Below are 17,458 nucleotides of genomic sequence, written 5' to 3' on the forward strand. Positions count from 1 at the left end.
CGTCCCATGTTCACCCTTGGTTCTCACACATTGCCCAATAACCTGTTCGTGGCCCCGATGGCGGGTGTCACCGACAGGCCTTTTCGCCAACTGTGCAAACGGTTGGGCGCGGGCTATGCGGTCTCGGAAATGGTCGCGTCGAATGCGCAATTGTGGAAAAGCGAAAAAACCATGCGCCGCGCCAATCACATGGGTGAAGTCGAACCCATCGCGGTGCAGATCGCCGGAGCCGACCCGCAGATGATGGCCGACGCCGCGCGCTACAACGTCGCCAACGGTGCGCAGGTCATCGACATCAATATGGGCTGTCCGGCCAAAAAGGTCTGCAACGTGGCCGCGGGCTCGGCGCTGCTGCAAAACGAGCCGCTGGTGCAGCGCATTGTCAGCGCGGTGGTCGATGCGGTTGGGCGCGGCACGGATGCGGTGCCGGTCACACTCAAGATCCGCACCGGCTGGGACCGCGAGCATCGCAATGCGCTCGCCATCGCCCGCCTCGCCGAACAATCCGGCATCGCCATGCTGACCGTGCATGGCCGCACCCGCGCCGATCTGTATCGCGGCGACGCCGAATACGACACCATCGCCGCCGTCAAGGCCGCCGTGCGCATTCCGGTGGTCGCCAATGGCGACATCATCTCGCCGCACAAGGCCCATGCCGTGCTCGCCGCCACCGGCGCCGACGCCATCATGATTGGCCGTGCCGCCCAGGGCCGCCCCTGGCTCTTTCGTGAGATCGCCCATTTTCTGCAAACCGGCGAGCTGCTGCTGCCACCGCTCATCGACGAAATTCAGCAAGTGATGAACGAGCATCTCGAAGATCATTACGCGTTCTATGGCGAATTTACCGGGGTACGCACCGCACGCAAGCACATCGGCTGGTACACTCGCGGCCTTTCTGGTGCCAGCGTGTTCCGCCATCACATGAACACACTGGACACCACTCGCGCGCAACTGCTCGCCGTCAACGCGTTCTTCGAAGCACAAAAGGCCCTCTCCGAGCGCCTGACGTATCTCGACGAAAGCGACACCGGCGACACCGGCGAAACCGCACAGCCCGAGCGCGAACCAGCCCACACCGACCACCTGGCAGCATGAGCAAGCACATCATCGAACAATCTGTCCGCGATAGCCTCGACGTTTATTTTCAGGATCTCGACGGCTCAAATCCGCACGATGTCTATGACATGGTCATCGCCTGCGTCGAAAAACCCATGCTCGAAGTCGTACTCGAGCAAGCGGGCGGCAACCAGTCGCTCGCCGCCGAATACCTCGGCATCAATCGCAACACGCTGCGCAAGAAACTGCAACAGCACGGCCTGTTGTAGCAACAGCGATTGGCGATAGTGAGCGGTAGTCAGCGATAGTCAGCGATAGTCAGCGGTATTTAGCGCTGCTTGCCTGGCTTGCCGCTGCGACCGCGGTCACTCCGCTGTGAGTACGGCTTTCGTTTTTTTGTTTTTCGTTCTCCCGTCCCTGTCCTTCACCGGTTTTCTTTCAGATCATGATCCAGCAAGCGCTCATCTCCGTTTCCGATAAATCCGGCATCGTCGATTTCGCCCGCGCGCTTTCGGCGCTTGGCGTCAGGCTGCTGTCCACCGGCGGCACTGCCAAACTGCTAGCCGAAGCGGGCTTGCCCGTCACCGAAGTTGCCGATTACACCGGCTTTCCGGAAATGCTCGATGGGCGAGTCAAGACCCTGCATCCCAAAGTGCACGGCGGCATTCTGGCGCGGCGCGATCTACCCGCGCACATGGCGGCGCTCGAACAGCATGACATTCCCACCATCGACTTGCTGGTCGTGAACCTGTATCCATTCGTGCAGACGGTGGCGCAAACCACCTGCTCGCTCGAAGACGCCATCGAAAACATCGACATCGGCGGCCCGACGATGCTGCGCTCGGCGGCCAAGAATCACCGCGATGTCACCGTGGTGGTGGACCCGGCGGATTACGCTACTGTGCTCGACGAGATGCGCGCCAACGGCAATACCCTGAGCTACGCAAGCAACTTCCGCCTGGCAACCAAGGTATTCGCGCACACCGCGCAGTACGACGGCGCGATCACGAACTACCTGAGCAGCCTGACCGACGAGTTGCAGCACGCCTCGCGCCAGCCCTACCCTGCGACGCTCAACCTCGCCTTCGACAAGGTGCAAGACCTGCGCTATGGCGAGAACCCGCATCAAAGCGCGGCGTTTTACCGCGACCTGAGCGTGCCCGAAGGCGCGCTGGCCAACTATCGCCAGTTGCAGGGCAAGGCGCTGTCGTACAACAACATCGCTGACTCCGATGCCGCCTGGGAATGCGTGAAAACCTTCGAGGCGCCCGCCTGCGTCATCATCAAGCACGCTAATCCGTGTGGCGTGGCGCTCGGCGAATCTGCCGCAGACGCTTACGCGAAAGCGTTGCAGACGGATCCCACCTCGGCTTTCGGCGGCATCATCGCGTTTAACCGTGAAGTCGACGAAGCCACGGCGCAAGCGGTGGCCAGACAGTTCGTCGAAGTGCTGATCGCGCCATCGTTCAGCGCTGCCGCGCTCCAGGTGTTCAGCGCCAAACAGAACGTGCGTGTGCTCGAAATCCCGCTCGGCGCGGCGCACAACACGTTCGACCTGAAACGTGTCGGCGGCGGGCTGCTGGTGCAATCGCCCGATGCGAGGAACGTGCAGCCGCACGAGCTGCGCGTCGTCACCAGGCGCCATCCCACTCCCGGCGAAATGGACAACCTGCTGTTCGCTTGGCGCGTGGCCAAATTCGTCAAGTCGAATGCGATTGTGTTTTGCGGCAACGGCATGACGCTCGGCGTCGGGGCCGGCCAGATGAGCCGCATCGATTCGGCGCGGATCGCCTGCATCAAGGCGCAAAACGCCGGTTTGTCGCTGACGGGCTCAGCGGTGGCCTCGGACGCTTTTTTCCCGTTTCGTGACGGCCTCGATGTCGTGGTCGCCGCGGGTGCGAGCTGCGTGATTCACCCAGGCGGCTCAATGCGCGACGACGAGGTCATCGCCGCCGCAGACGAACACAATATCGCCATGGTGCTCACCGGCGTGCGTCACTTTCGCCATTAACTCACCACTGGGCAGCGGCCTGAGGCGGGCCCATGCCTCATGCGTGTCTCATGCGTGTCTTTGGGCCCGCTGGCTTACCCAGCGGGCTTTTGCCCTGTACCGCTCAGATCATGCGCCGGCCTGCAGGCGAATCCGGGCACATCGTGCAGCCCCTTCGCGCCGGCCTTTCGTTGTAGCATCACAGCCATTCCTGTTCGCCTCACCCCTCATGAGAATTCTCGGCATCGACCCCGGTTTGCGTGTGACAGGCTTTGGCATCATCGACCAAACCGGCCAGCAGCTCACCTATGTCACCAGCGGCGTCATCAAGACCGCCGACGCTGATTTGCCATCGCGGCTCGGTACGATCTTCGACGGCATTGCAACGCTAGCCCGCCAGCATGCCCCCGATCAGTCCGCCATCGAAAAAGTCTTCGTCAACGTCAATCCGCAATCGACGCTGCTGCTGGGCCAGGCACGGGGCGCGGCGATCTGCGCGCTGGTGGCTCATGGCGTGCCGGTAGCCGAATACACCGCACTTCAGCTCAAACAGGCGGTGGTAGGCTATGGCCGCGCCAGCAAAGAGCAAATGCAGCAAATGGTGGCGCGTCTGCTGTGCCTGTCGGGCACGCCCGGTACCGATGCCGCCGACGCGCTCGGCATGGCGATCTGCCACGCCCACGGTGGCAGCACACTCAGCACGCTGGGCGGCATCGCTCCAGCGCTGGCCAAAAAAGGGCTGCGCGTGCGCCGTGGCCGCTTGATTGGCTAGGTCTGCGGCGGCCGGACCGTGAGCGGCTATGCGTTCGGGCCTGAGACGGCACCCACCGCACAATAGGCACAGGGCAATCCAGAATCCGCGCGCCGTATCTCACACGACAAGGCGCAAGCACAGGCACAGGCACACGCACACGTTTATCCTTAATCCCACCTTCACCACGGTTGAAGCGCCATGATTGGTCGTATTGCCGGCATCTTGCTGGAAAAAAATCCGCCGCACCTGCTCATCGACTGCAACGGGCTGGGCTATGAAATCGACGTGCCCATGAGCACCTTCTACAACCTCCCCGCAACCGGCGAGAAAGTCACGCTGCTGACGCAAATGATCGTGCGCGAGGATGCCCATCTGCTCTACGGTTTTGGCAGCGCGCCCGAGCGCGCGACCTTCCGCGAGTTGCTGAAGATCAGCGGCATCGGCGCACGCATGGCGCTAGCGGTGCTCTCGGGCATGAGCGTGCACGAACTGGCGCAAACAGTGACGCTGCAAGACGCCGCGCGTCTGACCCGCGTGCCGGGTATCGGCAAGAAAACAGCGGAGCGGCTGCTGCTCGAACTCAAAGGCAAGCTCGGCGCGGATCTGGGTGCAGCAGCGGGCAGCGTGAGCGCTCCGGCGCACACCACCGATATCCTGAACGCGTTGCTGGCCCTGGGTTACTCCGAGAAAGAAGCGCTCGCCGCAGTGAAAAACGTTCCCGCCGGAACCGGGGTATCGGACGGCATCAAACTGGCGCTCAAGGCGCTATCCAAAGCCTAGGAAAGCCCCAGGAACCGTCTGAGCCAGCGCCGGGAAACCCTATTTCGCACGAGTACAATGCGCCCATGATCGAAACCGATAAACTCTCCGCTGAACGCATCATCGCGGCCACGCCCGTGTCGCCCAACGAAGAAGCGTTCGAGCGCGCCTTGCGCCCGCGCCAGCTCGACGAATATGTCGGCCAGGAAAAAGTGCGCGGCCAACTGGAAATTTTTATCGAAGCCGCACGGCGGCGTTCGGAGTCGCTCGATCACGTGCTGCTGTTCGGCCCGCCTGGGCTGGGCAAAACCACGCTGGCCCATATCATCGCGCGCGAAATGGGGGTCAATCTGCGCCAGACCTCCGGCCCCGTGCTGGAGCGCGCAGGCGACCTGGCCGCGCTGCTCACCAATCTCGAAGCCAACGATGTCCTTTTCATCGACGAAATTCATCGGCTCTCGCCGGTCGTCGAAGAAATCCTGTATCCCGCGCTGGAGGATTACCAAATCGACATCATGATCGGCGAAGGGCCCGCTGCACGTAGCGTCAAGCTCGATCTGCAACCCTTCACGCTAGTGGGGGCCACCACCCGCGCCGGGATGCTGACCAATCCGCTACGCGACCGCTTCGGTATCGTGGCGCGTCTTGAGTTTTATAGCGCCGAAGAACTCACGCGCATCGTCATCCGCTCGGCGTCGTTGCTCAACGCGCACATTCACCCGGATGGCGCCTTCGAAATCGCCAAACGCTCGCGCGGTACACCTCGTATTGCCAACCGGCTCTTGCGCCGGGTGCGGGATTTCGCGGAAGTCAAAGCCGATGGCAAGATCACGGCGCAGGTGGCCGATGCCGCCCTCAAGATGCTCGATGTCGACGCTGTAGGCTTTGACCTGATGGACCGCAAGCTGCTCGAAGCGATCCTGCACAAGTTCGATGGCGGGCCGGTCGGGGTGGACAATCTGGCCGCCGCGATCGGCGAAGAGCGCGACACGATCGAAGATGTGCTTGAGCCCTATCTGATCCAGCAAGGCTTCTTGCAACGCACGCCGCGCGGCCGCATCGCCACCTTGCTGACGTACCGCCACTTCGGCCTTGCCGCACCGGCCGCGGATGGGGCAAACCCCGTGCCCGACCTGTGGAGTAGCGGTACGCCCTGAAAGGCGGTTTCACAAGGTTGTTGAACTCGCTGAAGGGTGCCCCAGCTGGTGTTGGTATTGACAGCTGGCATTGTATGCATCAAAGCGGGCTTGATTGTCTATGTGTTGCAACGGCATAGGCAATTTCGTTAGCTCCATGAACTCATTGTCCGGACGCTCATCGGGCAGGAATCGATAGTCGAAGTCACTTGCGCCTAGCGTCACGTCTACCAAACCGTTATCTGCTGCTCGGATCAGCGAGTGTGCGTAAAAAGCAACGAAGCCGTGTTCTTCCAACTGGCTTTGGTTAACCAGCCAACCATGCACCGGCTGATCGAGTGGATGTTCTTTTACCCACTGTTCGACGTTTTTATGACAATGTCCCTTGCGCGCGTTGTACCCCTCAAATCCAAATTGGTCACCAATACGCTTAACAGCCACGGCATCGCCGCTTCGCCTGAAGAGTTCTCCAGTCAGTTCTTTTGTGCATTTTGAAGCGTGAGTCATGCTGCTTCTCCGGTACGTTATTGCTGAGGCCACTTCGGCGCCCGTGCTTCAGCGCCCAAGATCCGTTCAGCGAGGGGCTTCGTCGGCATGGTGTCGATTAACGCGGTAGTTTTTTTGCTTCGCCGCCTGTGCGAATCATGAGTTCCAACGTCGCTTCGAGCCGAATCACCCGCTCCGTCAAACCCTCAATCTTCGCCTGCTGATCCTTGACCGTGCCAGCCAGCGATACCACCTTGTCATTCATCTTGATAACGGTCGTGAGCGCGTCCCACACCTTGTCTGTGACGCCCATTAGTGCTTGCCATCATCGCTGCAATTCGCTTGTTCGACTCCGCGACGAAGGCAAGCATGTCGTCTAGTGCATTGTTCGCTTCGTTCGTGGAGGCATTCACGCGCGCGATCAGCGCGTACAAATCCTGTTCGTCCTCGTGCGGCATGAAGCCCTGCGCCGCCTGACGCATCAACTCGCTCACGTTAAGCCCGAGCCGCTTTGCGGTACTCGTAATCTCCTGCTTCTGAACCGCCGTCACCTGAACCACGATCCGCTCTGTTGCCGTTGCCATTTACCACCCCCATGTACATGTCCATGACGCGTACGTTTTAGGTTCGCCCGTTATTAAATCAAGTCGTTTAGGGTAGAAAGGCAAGGCGCAACGAAATGATGGAGACATCAAACGCCTAGCGCCCCGCCTCCGGCGCCTGCCGCAGCACGTCCTTGAGCGTATCGTCCTGGCTGCCTTCGGCCAGATCCGCCAGATGCGCCACATCCGCCCACGACACCACCGTTGCCACCTCGCCTTCGAGATCCACCACGTCCACCACGTTAAGGCTGGTGTTCAGCAAGGCATAGTTGCGTGGCGCATCGAGTGACAAACGCTGCGCTAGCCGGTACACGCAATCCAGCACCCCGCCATGCGTGACACAGGCAATGCGCCCGCCCGGATGCGCGGCGACCAGCGGCGCAAGGGCCTGCAGCACGCGATGATAAAACGCGCGCTGCGACTCGCCCTGGGGGGGCGCGAAACCGGCATCGCGGCTTTGCCAATGAGCGTATTCATTGGGAAAGCGCTCGGCGATCTGCGCACTGTCGTATCCCTGAAACGCGCCGTATGAACGCTCGCGCAAGCCTTCGCTCAACTGCAGCGGCAAACCGAGCGCGGCGCCGATGGGCTGCGCGGTTTGCTGGGCGCGCAGCAGGTCACTCGAATAAACCGCATCCAGCCGCGCCCCTTCTTTTACTTCTGCCGCCAGCCGTTGCGCCAGACGCCTCGCCTGGTCGATTCCGCTTTCAGCGAGCGGAATATCCATATGGCCCTGGATGCGCTTGATGCGGTTCCACGCGGTTTCGCCGTGGCGGATAAAAAGAATCTGGGTGGCCATAAGAAGAAACGCTCAAGAACGAAAAAATGAAAAAACGGCAAGAACCCGCGCATCAGGCCTGCGTTTGCAACCAGAACGTCACCGGACCATCGTTGAGCAGCGACACTTGCATATCCGCGCCGAACTCGCCGGTTTCAACCAGCGGATGCTTCATCCGCGCCGCCGCGACGAAAGCATCGAACAGGCGGCGGCCTTCGTCCGGAGGCGCCGCAGGCGTAAAGCTGGGACGCGTGCCGCTGCGAGTATCCGCCGCCAGCGTGAACTGCGGCACCAGCAGCAAACCGCCCGCCTGCCCCGCGCCATCCAGATTCTGCACAGACAGGTTCATCTTGTCCGCCGCATCGCTAAACACCCGGTAGCCCAGCAGACGCGCAAGCAAACGCTCGACAGCTGCATCAGTGTCCTCGCGCTCGGCACAGAGAAACACCAGCAACCCCCGGCCAATCGCCCCGGTGACCCGCTCGCCCACGCGCACCTCGGCATGGCGCACCCGCTGTAGCAGCGCGATCATGTGGCTGCTCAGTTCAGCGTAATGCGGGCAAAGCGGCGCTTGCCGACCTGCACCACGTATTCGCCCGCGTCGAGCTTCAGGCCTTTATCGGACACCACCGCGCCATCCACCTTCACCCCGCCCTGCTCGATATTCCGCAGCGCCTCGCTGGTGGAGGGCACCAGCCCCGCTTGCTTGAGCAACTGCCCAAGCGCCAGCGGTGCACCGCTGAGCGTCACCGCGGCGATCTCGTCCGGCACTCCGCCTTTGGCGCGATGGTTGAAGTCGTCCAGCGCCCGTTGCGCCTCCGCCGCCGAATGAAACCGCGTCACGATTTCTTGCGCCAGCATCACCTTGAAGTCACGCGGATTGCGGCCTGTTTCGGCCTCGCGGCGAAAGCCCTCAATCTGCTCCAGCGAGCGGAACGACAGCAACTCGAAGTAACGCCACATCAGCACGTCAGAGATGCTCATCAGCTTGCCGAACATATCGGCCGGCTTTTCGCTGATGCCGATGTAATTGTGTTTCGACTTCGACATTTTCTCGACGCCATCGAGCCCTTCGAGCAAGGGCATCGTCAGGATGCACTGCTGCGCCTGACCGTACTGCTTTTGCAGTTCGCGGCCCACCAGCAGGTTGAATTTCTGGTCGGTGCCACCGAGTTCGAGATCGGCATTCAGCGCGACCGAATCGTAACCTTGCATCAGTGGATAGAGAAACTCGTGAATCGAGATCGGCACGCCACCCTGAAAGCGCCGGGTGAAATCTTCACGTTCAAGAATGCGTGCCACGGTGTAGCGCGAAGCAAGCTTGATCAGGCCGTCGGCGCCCAACGGCAGCGACCATTCACTGTTGTAACGAATCTCCGTTTTATCGCGGTCCAGCACCAGGGCGGCCTGATCGAAATAGGTTTTCGCATTCGTTTCGATCTGCTCACGCGTGAGCGGCGGACGCGTGGCATTGCGGCCTGAGGGATCGCCAATCAGGGAGGTAAAGTCGCCAATCAGAAAAATCACCGTATGACCGAGGTCTTGCAACTGGCGCATCTTGTTGAGCACCACGGTGTGGCCGAGATGGATATCCGGTGCGGTCGGATCAAGGCCAAGCTTGATGCGCAACGGCGTGCCCGAGGCCGCGCTTCTGGCGAGTTTTTGTGCGAATTCGTCTTCTACCAGCAGTTCGTCCGCGCCACGCCGGGTGACGGCCAACGCGTGGCGGACCTCATCGGTGAGCGGAAGAAGGGGGCTGGCCTGAGGCGTGGACGCCTGGGGGGTGGACGTAGAGGTCGGCTCGAAGCTCATGCTGGATTGGATCGCAAAAAGAAAAGATTGTCCCATAGATAAGTGCGTGGCTTGCAGCCGAACCATGCCCAATGCGGCCCGCGCTCACCTCATCGGCCCGGGTTAGGCCTTACGCTGACGCGCAGTTCCGCTGATAATCGCGCATCGACCGAAAACAGGGATCTCACCGTGACACGCAATACCGCAAGTGCAAGCAACGTGTATTTTGGCTTGATGTCGGGCACCAGCATGGATGGCGTCGATGGCATCGCCGTCGAGTTCTTCCCGGACAAGCCACCGGTGGTGCGGGGAGAAGCGTTCGAGGGGTTTTCGGCAGGCTTGCGCGAGGCGCTCTTCGCGCTGCAGCAACCCGGCGACAACGAAATCGAACGCGAAGCGCTGGCAGCCAATGCACTTGCCACGCGTTACATGGTCTGCTGCCACGAGTTGCTGCGCGGCAGCGGCCTGTCAGCCGCCGATGTACGCGCCATCGGCGTCCATGGCCAGACCGTGCGCCATCGCCCCGATAAGGGCTATACGCGGCAGATCAACAACCCGGCGTTGCTGGCGGAAATGACGCAGATCGATGTCGTCGCCGATTTCCGCAGCCGCGATCTCGCCGCAGGCGGCCAGGGCGCGCCGCTGGTTCCGGCATTTCACGCAACGATCTTCGGCGTCTCCAACGAAACCCGGGTGGTGTGCAACCTGGGCGGCATCAGCAACATCACGATTCTCGGTGCGCAAGGGCATGTGCGCGGCTTCGACTGTGGGCCCGGCAATGTCTTCCTCGATGCCTGGGCGCAGCGCCACCTGGGCCGGCCCTTCGATGAAAACGGCCAGTTCGCCGCCCGTGGACAAACCCACCGGCCGCTCTTGCATGCCCTGCTGGAAGAGCCGTTTTTCGCCCAGCAGCCGCCTAAAAGCACCGGGCGCGACCTGTTTAGTCCCGCCTGGCTCGATGCGCGGCTCGCATCGCATCCGGGTATCAGCCCGGAGGATGTCCAGGCAACGCTGACCGCGCTCACCGCTGTGACCGTGGCGCGGGAGATCGAACGCCACGCGCCGGAGAGCCGGGCGGTTTATGTCTGTGGTGGGGGCGCGCGCAATCCTGTGCTGCTAAAGGCCTTGCAAACTGCACTGGAAGAAAGCGGGGCGAGTGGCGTGCCGGTGCTGACCACCGAGGCGCTGGGTGTACCGCCGCAGCAGGTTGAGCCGATGGCGTTCGCGTGGCTGGCACAGCGCTGCCTGGCCCGCGCGCCGGGAAATCTTCCATCTGTGACGGGCGCGGCGGGTGAGCGCGTGCTGGGGGCGATTTATCCGCGTTAGGACGGCGCCAGGACGCGTTGAGGAAGGGACGTTTTCAGGGAAATAAACTCGTTTGCGCAACGTCTCTTCCCACCCAGATTTAATATAAAAATCAATTAATCAAAATAAATTCGGCATCAACGATGCCATCGCCCCTGTCATCCACGCAAAAAAACGGCCCGGGGCGCAGTCAACTGCGCCCCGGGCCGTTCATTTCAAATTTCGTGCGTCTTGTGCCTTGCCGCCAACCGCGTCACCCTCACACCGAGAACGACGAACCGCAACTGCAGTTGCTTGTCGCATTCGGATTTTTAATCACGAACTGCGCGCCATTGAGGTCATCTTTATAGTCAATCTCCGCGCCCACCAGATACTGATAGCTCATCGAATCGATCAGCAATTGCACGCCAATCTTTTCCATCACGGTATCGTCTTCGTTCGTTTCTTCGTCGAAGGTGAAACCATACTGGAAGCCCGAGCAGCCACCGCCCTGGACAAACACACGCAGCTTCAGATTGGGATTGTCTTCTTCGTCGATCAGTTGCTTGACCTTCTCCGCGGCGGCATCGGTAAACACGATGGGCGTGGGCATGCCGGTCACGGGGGATGCAGGGGACACGGGGATATCAGCGACAGCGTTCATTCCAAATCTCCAAAAAAGCCTATGTGCGCCATTGTAGGGCTGATCCCAAAATCGTGCTGAAAGCAATAAATTCAATGACTTTTAGGTGCCAGATGGCTGGATAAGCAGATAAGCGCTCATCGGCCAGGTGCAATGTCGCGCCGGGATGAGCCAGGGAAAAAACATGCCAGAAATCAAAACCTTCGCGCTGTTCATCCTGCCGGCATGAGCCGAGATCGTCGGATGCTATCTGCCCTATTTATAGTTGCGACAGGATAAATCCGCGTGGCTGCGGCTTCCTGCGGCATTGAGCCTCCCGGCGTTCGCCAGCCCGTAGCGCCCACGAAAAAAGCCGCCAGCGCAAAAACACTGACGGCTTTTTGGTGTGGCATGGCCTGCGCAATACAAACATCGCAAACCAGGACAAACCTCGCAAACCCCGAACGCTTAACGCTTCGAGAATTGCTTGCGGCGGCGTGCCTTGTGGAAACCCACTTTCTTGCGTTCCACTTCACGTGCATCACGCGTCACGAAACCAGCGTGTGACAGAGCCGGCTTCAGCGTTGCATCGTAGTCCATCAGCGCGCGGGTGATGCCGTGGCGCACAGCACCTGCCTGACCTGTTTCGCCGCCACCCGACACGTTGACCTTGATGTCGAACGTAGCCGCGTGATTCGTGAGTTCGAGCGGCTGGCGCACGATCATCAGCGAAGTTTCGCGTGAAAAATAGTCAGCGATAGGCTTGCCGTTGACAACGATATCGCCCTTGCCAGCCTTGATGAAAACCCGAGCGACCGCGCTCTTGCGGCGGCCCGTGCCGTAATTCCAGTTACCGATCATATGGGCTCCCCTTAGATCTCGAGCGCTTTCGGCTGTTGCGCCGAATGCGGATGCGTTGCTTCAGCGTAGACCTTCAGCTTCTTGATCATCGCGTAACCGAGCGGGCCCTTCGGCAGCATGCCCTTGACCGCTTTCTCGAGCGCGCGGCCCGGGAAGCGTTCCTGCATCTTGCCGAATGTCGTTTCGTAAATGCCGCCCGGATAGCCCGAGTGGCGGTAGTACTTCTTGTCTGTGGCCTTGTTGCCCGTGACCCTCAGCTTGCCGGCGTTGATAACGATGATGAAATCACCGGTGTCGACGTGCGGAGTGAACTCTGGCTTGTGCTTGCCGCGAAGACGGTGTGCCACTTCGCTGGCGACACGCCCGAGGACCTTGTCCGTCGCGTCAATCACGTACCATTCGCGCGTCACCTCATGGGCTTTTGCGGAAAACGTCTTCATGATCGATCCAATAAAATTGCTTTGCCCAGTCTTGTCCTGCTTAGCTTTTGGCGCGTCGAGGCGCCGTGCAGGCTCTCCCTGTTCTTCCCCCCGCGGGCATATGCGGCGAAAAGCCCTGAATTATAAAGGAATTTTTTGTCCGATGGCAAAATTTGCGCGGCCGGACACTTGACACCCTCCGGAACAAGTTATTGCGCCCCCCTTCCTCCTGCATTCGGGCCGGCGTCTGCCCGCCCCGGCGCCATCGCAAATTTGCGCGCATCTCCTACAAATTTACCGACATCTCCGTCCTTTCCCTGTCTTTTCTACGAATTTTCGACGGAACTGGACAACCGCTCTCCGTTAGAATCAAACGCTCCCTTTTATTTCAGGACAAAACATGAAGCGGATCGGCTTGGCCGACGACCATCCCGTAATCATGGATGCGCTCGAATCAACGCTTACGGAAGCACGCATTTATCAGATCGTGTTCAAGGTCCGGACCGGTGAGCAATTGCTGGATGCCCTGCGTACGCAAAATTGCGATATTGCCGTGACTGATTACTCCATGACCCAGGGCGTGCCCAGCGGGGATGGCCTCGCCCTGATCGAGCGTGTGCTGCGGCAATTTCCCCAGCTCCGGCTGGTGGTGTTCACGATGCTGTCCAACCCCGCGCTCTGCAACCAGCTGGTCAAACTCGGCGTGCACGGCATCGTCAGCAAGAACGACGAGCGCGGCGAAATCCTCTCCGCCTTGCGTGCCATCGAAGCCGGCCATGCGTTGCCCTACTGCTCCCCTAGCGTGCGCGGCTGGCTGGCCGCACAGCCATCGGCCCATGGCGACAGCATGACTTCTTCGCTGAGCCAGCGCGAGATGGACGTCGTGCGTCTTTTCGCTCAGGGCCAGACACTCGATGAAATCGCGGGCAATCTCAACCGGGCCAAAAGCACGGTTGCCACCCATAAACAACACGCGATGCAAAAACTCGGGATCACGAACAATGCCGACCTGATCTGCTACGCGTATGAAACCGGTATTGTCTAGCGGGCGCCAGGCGTTCCGTTCAGTCGAACCTATCGCACCTATCGCCCACATCGCCCCCCGCATTGCTCCCCGCGCATCGGCCACGGCCCTCATCCGGGCTTGCCTGATCTGCCTTCATCTACTGCTCCTGCCCCTTAGCCCGGCGCAGGCTAGCGCCGGCTTGCTGCATCCCGCGGGCCAAGGCGCCACCACCCGCTTTCCAACCAGTCTCACACCCGGCGATGCCGCCTGGTTGCAACGTCATGGCCCGCTGATCGTCGGCATGTGGGGCGAGGACTACGCGCCGTTCCAGTTCCGTTCAGGCAATGAAACCGTCGAAGGCATTACCGCCGAATACTTGCTCTTGCTGGGCAATGCACTTCAAACCCAGGTGCAGGTTCGCTGGTTTGCCAACCGCGCTGAAGCGTTCGCGGCCTTGAGCTCGCATGAGATCGACATCCTCAGCCTGCTGGGGCCGTTGGCTCCGGCCGAGAGCAGCACGCTCGCCAGCGCGACCTATCTGCGCGCACCGCTGGCCGTAGTGCGCCGCGCGGGGCCTGCCCCCACCAGCTATGGCGCGCTGGAAGGCCGTGGCGTGCAGCAGGGCACTCAGCTCCTTTCGCCGCAACACCCCTCGCTCACGCATGTGCCATCGCTCTACAAGGCGCTCGAAGCCGTTTCGCTGGGCCACGCCGATTACTACGTGGGCGATCTGGTCGCCGCGACCTATTACATCGAACAAGGGGTCTTTCTGAACCTGCGCGTGGCACGCACGGAACCCGCCGAAGTCCGCTTTGCGCTGGTCGTCAACCGCGACCGCCCGGCGCTGGCGCGCGTGCTGGATGCCGGGCTCGATGTGATTCCGCAATGGATGCGCCTCAGCCTCCTGCGCCGCTGGGCTGCAGGCGCGGCGCAGGACATGGAAAACGGCAAGCTGCCGCTGACCGATGCCGAGCGCCGCTGGATCGAAACCCATCCGGTAGTGCGCGTCGGAATCGATGCCGCCAATGCGCCGTATACCTTCATTGATTCGTCCGGCGAGTTCGTCGGCATGTACGCCGACCTGCTCAAACTGATCAGCCGCCGCATCGGGCTGCGCTTTGAAGTGGTCCCGCGCGATACGGTGAACGAGGTCGAAAACGACCTGCGCGCACGTCGTACCGATCTCGTGACGACGCTGATTCCCACTGCCGCCCGCCATACTTTTATGTCGTTCACCACGGCAGTCCAGCCGATGGCGTGGGCCATCGTCACGCAGCCTGCCGCAACCTCGATCAGAGGGCTCGGTAGCCTTCGCGGCAAACGGCTGGCGCTGATGCATGGGCATGGCATGACCGACCTGATCCGCACGCTCTACCCCGATATCAAGCTGATCCCGATACGCACGGCAACCGATGCGCTCGATCTCGTCGCCCGCGACCATGCGGATGCCGCGCTGCTCAGCATGGCCAGCGCCAGTTACGCCATTGAACGTTATTTCGATGGCCGTCTGCACATCGCCGCCACGGCACTCGATGGCCCTGATCAAGCCCGCTTTGGCGTCAGCACCGGGATGCCTGAATTGCTCGGCATCCTGAACAAATCGCTGCTCGCCATGGCGCCCTCCGAGCGCGCGATGCTCGCCTCGAAATGGCTGGTCAATATCAACTACCCCACGGGCACCTGGGACAGCTTGCGCCGCTCGGTGTTTCGCTGGCTGCCGTGGGTGTTCTGCGCCCTGGCGCTGATCATCGGCTGGAATAGCTTGCTGCAATACCAGATTCGCCGCCGCAAACAGCTCGAGAGCGAACTGCGTATCGCGCGCGACGTCGCCGAACGTGCCAGCGCGGAGAAAACCGATTTTCTGGCTGTCATGAGCCACGAAATCCGCACGCCCATGAACGCGGTGATCGGTCTGCTGGAAATGGCGCACCGGCGCGCCCGCGCGGGCATTGCAGATGCCCAGCCGCTAGCGCTGGCCGAAGCCTCCGCGCGCAGTCTTCTGGATCTGGTGGGTGGCCTGCTCGATTTGAGCAAGATCGAAGCGGGCGAGCTCACGCTCGCGCCCCGTGCGATTAACCTGCATGCGCTGCTGGCCGATACCACTACGCTCTTCACGCAGGCCGCGCAGGCAAAGGGCTTGCATTTGCGGCACAGCATGGCGCCGGAAGTCCCGGAATGGGCATGGCTCGATCCCACACGGTTGCGGCAAATCGTGGCCAATCTGCTGTCAAACGCAATCAAGTTCACCAGTCAGGGCAGTGTCACGCTTGACGTCCAGCTTGCGCCCCATCCTGAGGACAGCACTCAGCCCGCGGTGCTGGTCATCACGATCAGCGACACGGGCCCGGGCATCGCCGCCGCTGAGCTACCCCTGATCTTCGAGCCTTTTCACCAGGCCTCATCGCCCGCGGCCCATATCGGCACTGGATTGGGGCTCGGCATCGTCAAACGCCTGGTGTTGCTGATGGATGGCCAGATCACGCTCACCAGCGAGCCCGGACACGGCACCGAGGTCACCGTTAGCGTGCCGTGTCCAGCCGCCAGCGGCGAGGCCCAGGCTCACACGCAACTGATTTTCGCCAGCGCCCCGCTGCGCATCCTCGCGGTGGATGATCATCCGGTCAATTTGCGCATTCTGTCCGACCAGCTTGGCTGGCTTGGCTATCACCCTATTGCAGCCAGCAACGCGCAAGACGCCCTGCAGCGGATCGCCGAAGGCGTCGATCTGGTCATGACCGATTGCAACATGCCCGGCACCTCAGGGGTCGAGCTGACGCAACGCATCCGTGCCGACGAGGCGGCCCAGGGCAAAACCCGCTGCCCGATAATCGGCTACACCGCGAATGCGCTTTCCGAAGCGCGTGACTCGTGCCTGGCGGCTGGAATGGACGATGTTCTCGTGAAGCCACTTGATCTGGCACAGATCAGTCATGTGCTCGCGCACTGGTTTCCAGGACGGGTGGGCGGGCATTGGCAAGACAATGTATCCGCCGCATCCGTTCCGCAGCCCTTTGCGACCCCTGGTTTAGCTGAGAGCCTGCAAGACGACAGCGCCGCGTTAAGCAAAGCCGTCGCGGCCGGCGCATGGCGCGACGTCGCTGATCTATCCCATCGCATTCGTGGTGTCGTCAGTTGCACACTGGCCGATGCGGACCTCGACCAGGCCTGTCTGGTACTCGAAATGCAGGCCCTGCGGGGCACGCCCGCACAAGCAGCCATCGTCGCGCAAAGCGCGCGCGTCGTGAAGTTGCTAGCGCCTCATGCGGCGCCGGCAACGAGCAGCGAGATCATTGAGTACGATGGACATTCGAATCATCAGGCTTCACTCTCGAATATGTTCGATGGTGGCCGGAAAACAAAATCGTCATAGTAATGACTGAGCGGAACACAGATCCGCTTGCAACCAGCAAAGAAAGGTATCTAACATGAAAAAAACTCTATTCGCCGCAATCGTTCCGTTTGTTCTGTTGAGCGCAACCAGCGCATTCGCTGGCGGTACACAAGACTGCGCGACACGCGCTAACGCCATCCAGGCGCAAATCCAGGCAGCCAAGCAGTTCGGCAACACCAACCGCGTTGCTTCGCTCGAAGGCGCACTGGCACAAGTCAAGGCCAATTGCACGAACGCAGGTCAGGCAGAACGCGCAAACCGCAAAGTCCAAGACAAACAACGTGACGTAGCCAAGGCACAAAACGACGTACGTCAAGCAGAAGAAAAACTGCGCGAAGCACAAGCTCGCGGTGATTCACGCAAGGTCCAGAAAGCTCAATCGAAACTGTCGGAAAAGCAGGATCGGCTGCGTCAGAAAATGGATGACCTGAGCGCCGCTCAAGGTGATGCAGCTGCTCTGCGTGGTTAAGCAGCAGATGTAGTTTCTGTTTCAAGTTTTTTGTGTTGCAGGAACAGGGGGCAT

At 60.9% G+C, this 17,458-nt stretch carries 19 protein-coding genes; 10 read left to right on the forward strand and 9 right to left on the reverse strand.

The features are described 5' to 3' along the window. Positions 1–6: 6 nt before the first annotated feature. The 6 genes from dusB (at position 7) to ruvB (ending at position 5,716) form a co-directional block, all read left to right on the forward strand. On the forward strand, positions 7–1,095 hold the full coding sequence (gene dusB / locus GH657_RS13150; protein ID WP_153101324.1) for a tRNA dihydrouridine synthase DusB: 1,089 nt from the start codon (positions 7–9) through the stop codon (positions 1,093–1,095). After that, complete coding sequence (locus tag GH657_RS13155; RefSeq protein WP_153101325.1) at positions 1,092–1,325, forward strand: Fis family transcriptional regulator; 234 nt, start codon at positions 1,092–1,094, stop codon at positions 1,323–1,325. Before dusB ends, GH657_RS13155 begins: the two co-directional genes overlap by 4 nt. A 176-nt stretch (positions 1,326–1,501) precedes the next feature. Next, a complete protein-coding gene (purH, locus tag GH657_RS13160) occupies positions 1,502–3,067 on the forward strand; it encodes a bifunctional phosphoribosylaminoimidazolecarboxamide formyltransferase/IMP cyclohydrolase (RefSeq protein WP_153101326.1) in 1,566 nt (521 codons plus the stop codon). A 208-nt stretch (positions 3,068–3,275) separates the two neighbouring features. Beyond that, on the forward strand, positions 3,276–3,818 hold the full coding sequence (gene ruvC / locus GH657_RS13165; protein WP_153101327.1) for a crossover junction endodeoxyribonuclease RuvC: 543 nt from the start codon (positions 3,276–3,278) through the stop codon (positions 3,816–3,818). 180 nt (positions 3,819–3,998) lie between these two features. After that, on the forward strand, positions 3,999–4,580 hold the full coding sequence (gene ruvA, locus GH657_RS13170; protein ID WP_153101328.1) for a Holliday junction branch migration protein RuvA: 582 nt from the start codon (positions 3,999–4,001) through the stop codon (positions 4,578–4,580). A 65-nt stretch (positions 4,581–4,645) separates the two neighbouring features. Further along, the gene (gene ruvB, locus GH657_RS13175) at positions 4,646–5,716 is read left to right on the forward strand and encodes a Holliday junction branch migration DNA helicase RuvB (protein ID WP_153101329.1); all 1,071 of its coding nucleotides are present in this window, start codon (positions 4,646–4,648) and stop codon (positions 5,714–5,716) included. 9 nt (positions 5,717–5,725) lie between these two features. On the opposite strand, the gene GH657_RS13180 is transcribed toward ruvB, so the two are convergent. The 6 genes from GH657_RS13180 to tyrS form a co-directional block, all read right to left on the reverse strand. Continuing rightward, positions 5,726–6,202, reverse strand: coding sequence for a hypothetical protein (locus GH657_RS13180; protein WP_153101330.1), 477 nt, complete (start codon positions 6,200–6,202; stop codon positions 5,726–5,728). A gap of 97 nt (positions 6,203–6,299) precedes the next feature. Continuing rightward, positions 6,300–6,446, reverse strand: a complete 147-nt coding sequence (locus GH657_RS13185; protein ID WP_246174075.1) for a hypothetical protein — start codon at positions 6,444–6,446, stop codon at positions 6,300–6,302. Further along, complete coding sequence (locus GH657_RS13190; RefSeq protein ID WP_153101332.1) at positions 6,439–6,765, reverse strand: plasmid mobilization protein; 327 nt, start codon at positions 6,763–6,765, stop codon at positions 6,439–6,441. Before GH657_RS13190 ends, GH657_RS13185 begins: the two co-directional genes overlap by 8 nt. A gap of 115 nt (positions 6,766–6,880) precedes the next feature. Then, positions 6,881–7,582: a histidine phosphatase family protein gene (locus GH657_RS13195; protein ID WP_153101333.1), complete on the reverse strand. Its 702-nt coding sequence runs from the start codon at positions 7,580–7,582 to the stop codon at positions 6,881–6,883. A 52-nt stretch (positions 7,583–7,634) separates the two neighbouring features. Continuing rightward, complete coding sequence (gene dtd / locus GH657_RS13200) at positions 7,635–8,093, reverse strand: D-aminoacyl-tRNA deacylase (RefSeq protein ID WP_153101334.1); 459 nt, start codon at positions 8,091–8,093, stop codon at positions 7,635–7,637. Between the two features lie 8 nt (positions 8,094–8,101). Continuing rightward, positions 8,102–9,409 (reverse strand): tyrosine--tRNA ligase, encoded by a 1,308-nt coding sequence (tyrS, locus tag GH657_RS13205; RefSeq protein WP_153101335.1) that lies wholly within the window; start codon positions 9,407–9,409, stop codon positions 8,102–8,104. Between the two features lie 132 nt (positions 9,410–9,541). Here tyrS and GH657_RS13210 point away from each other — a divergent pair, with 132 nt between their 5' ends. Continuing rightward, positions 9,542–10,678, forward strand: coding sequence for an anhydro-N-acetylmuramic acid kinase (locus GH657_RS13210; RefSeq protein WP_153101336.1), 1,137 nt, complete (start codon positions 9,542–9,544; stop codon positions 10,676–10,678). Positions 10,679–10,916: 238 nt separating this feature from the next. On the opposite strand, the gene erpA is transcribed toward GH657_RS13210, so the two are convergent. From erpA to rplM, 3 genes are all read right to left on the reverse strand, one after another. Further along, entirely contained in the window at positions 10,917–11,300 is a 384-nt protein-coding gene (erpA, locus tag GH657_RS13215; RefSeq protein WP_153101337.1) for an iron-sulfur cluster insertion protein ErpA, read from the reverse strand. 426 nt (positions 11,301–11,726) lie between these two features. Then, a complete protein-coding gene (rpsI, locus tag GH657_RS13220; protein ID WP_153101338.1) occupies positions 11,727–12,119 on the reverse strand; it encodes a 30S ribosomal protein S9 in 393 nt (130 codons plus the stop codon). A gap of 11 nt (positions 12,120–12,130) precedes the next feature. After that, on the reverse strand, positions 12,131–12,559 hold the full coding sequence (gene rplM, locus GH657_RS13225) for a 50S ribosomal protein L13 (protein ID WP_007180422.1): 429 nt from the start codon (positions 12,557–12,559) through the stop codon (positions 12,131–12,133). A 379-nt stretch (positions 12,560–12,938) separates the two neighbouring features. Here rplM and GH657_RS13230 point away from each other — a divergent pair, with 379 nt between their 5' ends. From GH657_RS13230 to GH657_RS13240, 3 genes are read left to right on the forward strand one after another with little or no spacing between them, the layout of a single operon-like run. Beyond that, positions 12,939–13,583: a response regulator gene (locus GH657_RS13230; protein ID WP_153101339.1), complete on the forward strand. Its 645-nt coding sequence runs from the start codon at positions 12,939–12,941 to the stop codon at positions 13,581–13,583. After that, positions 13,564–16,914, forward strand: a complete 3,351-nt coding sequence (locus GH657_RS13235) for an ATP-binding protein (protein WP_153101340.1) — start codon at positions 13,564–13,566, stop codon at positions 16,912–16,914. The genes GH657_RS13230 and GH657_RS13235 overlap by 20 nt, the downstream gene beginning before the upstream one ends. Before the next feature lie 55 nt (positions 16,915–16,969). Next, positions 16,970–17,404: a DUF1090 domain-containing protein gene (locus GH657_RS13240; RefSeq protein ID WP_153101341.1), complete on the forward strand. Its 435-nt coding sequence runs from the start codon at positions 16,970–16,972 to the stop codon at positions 17,402–17,404. Positions 17,405–17,458: the final 54 nt, after the last annotated feature.

The organism is Paraburkholderia hayleyella (assembly GCF_009455685.1).
Taxonomy (GTDB): domain Bacteria; phylum Pseudomonadota; class Gammaproteobacteria; order Burkholderiales; family Burkholderiaceae; genus Paraburkholderia; species Paraburkholderia hayleyella.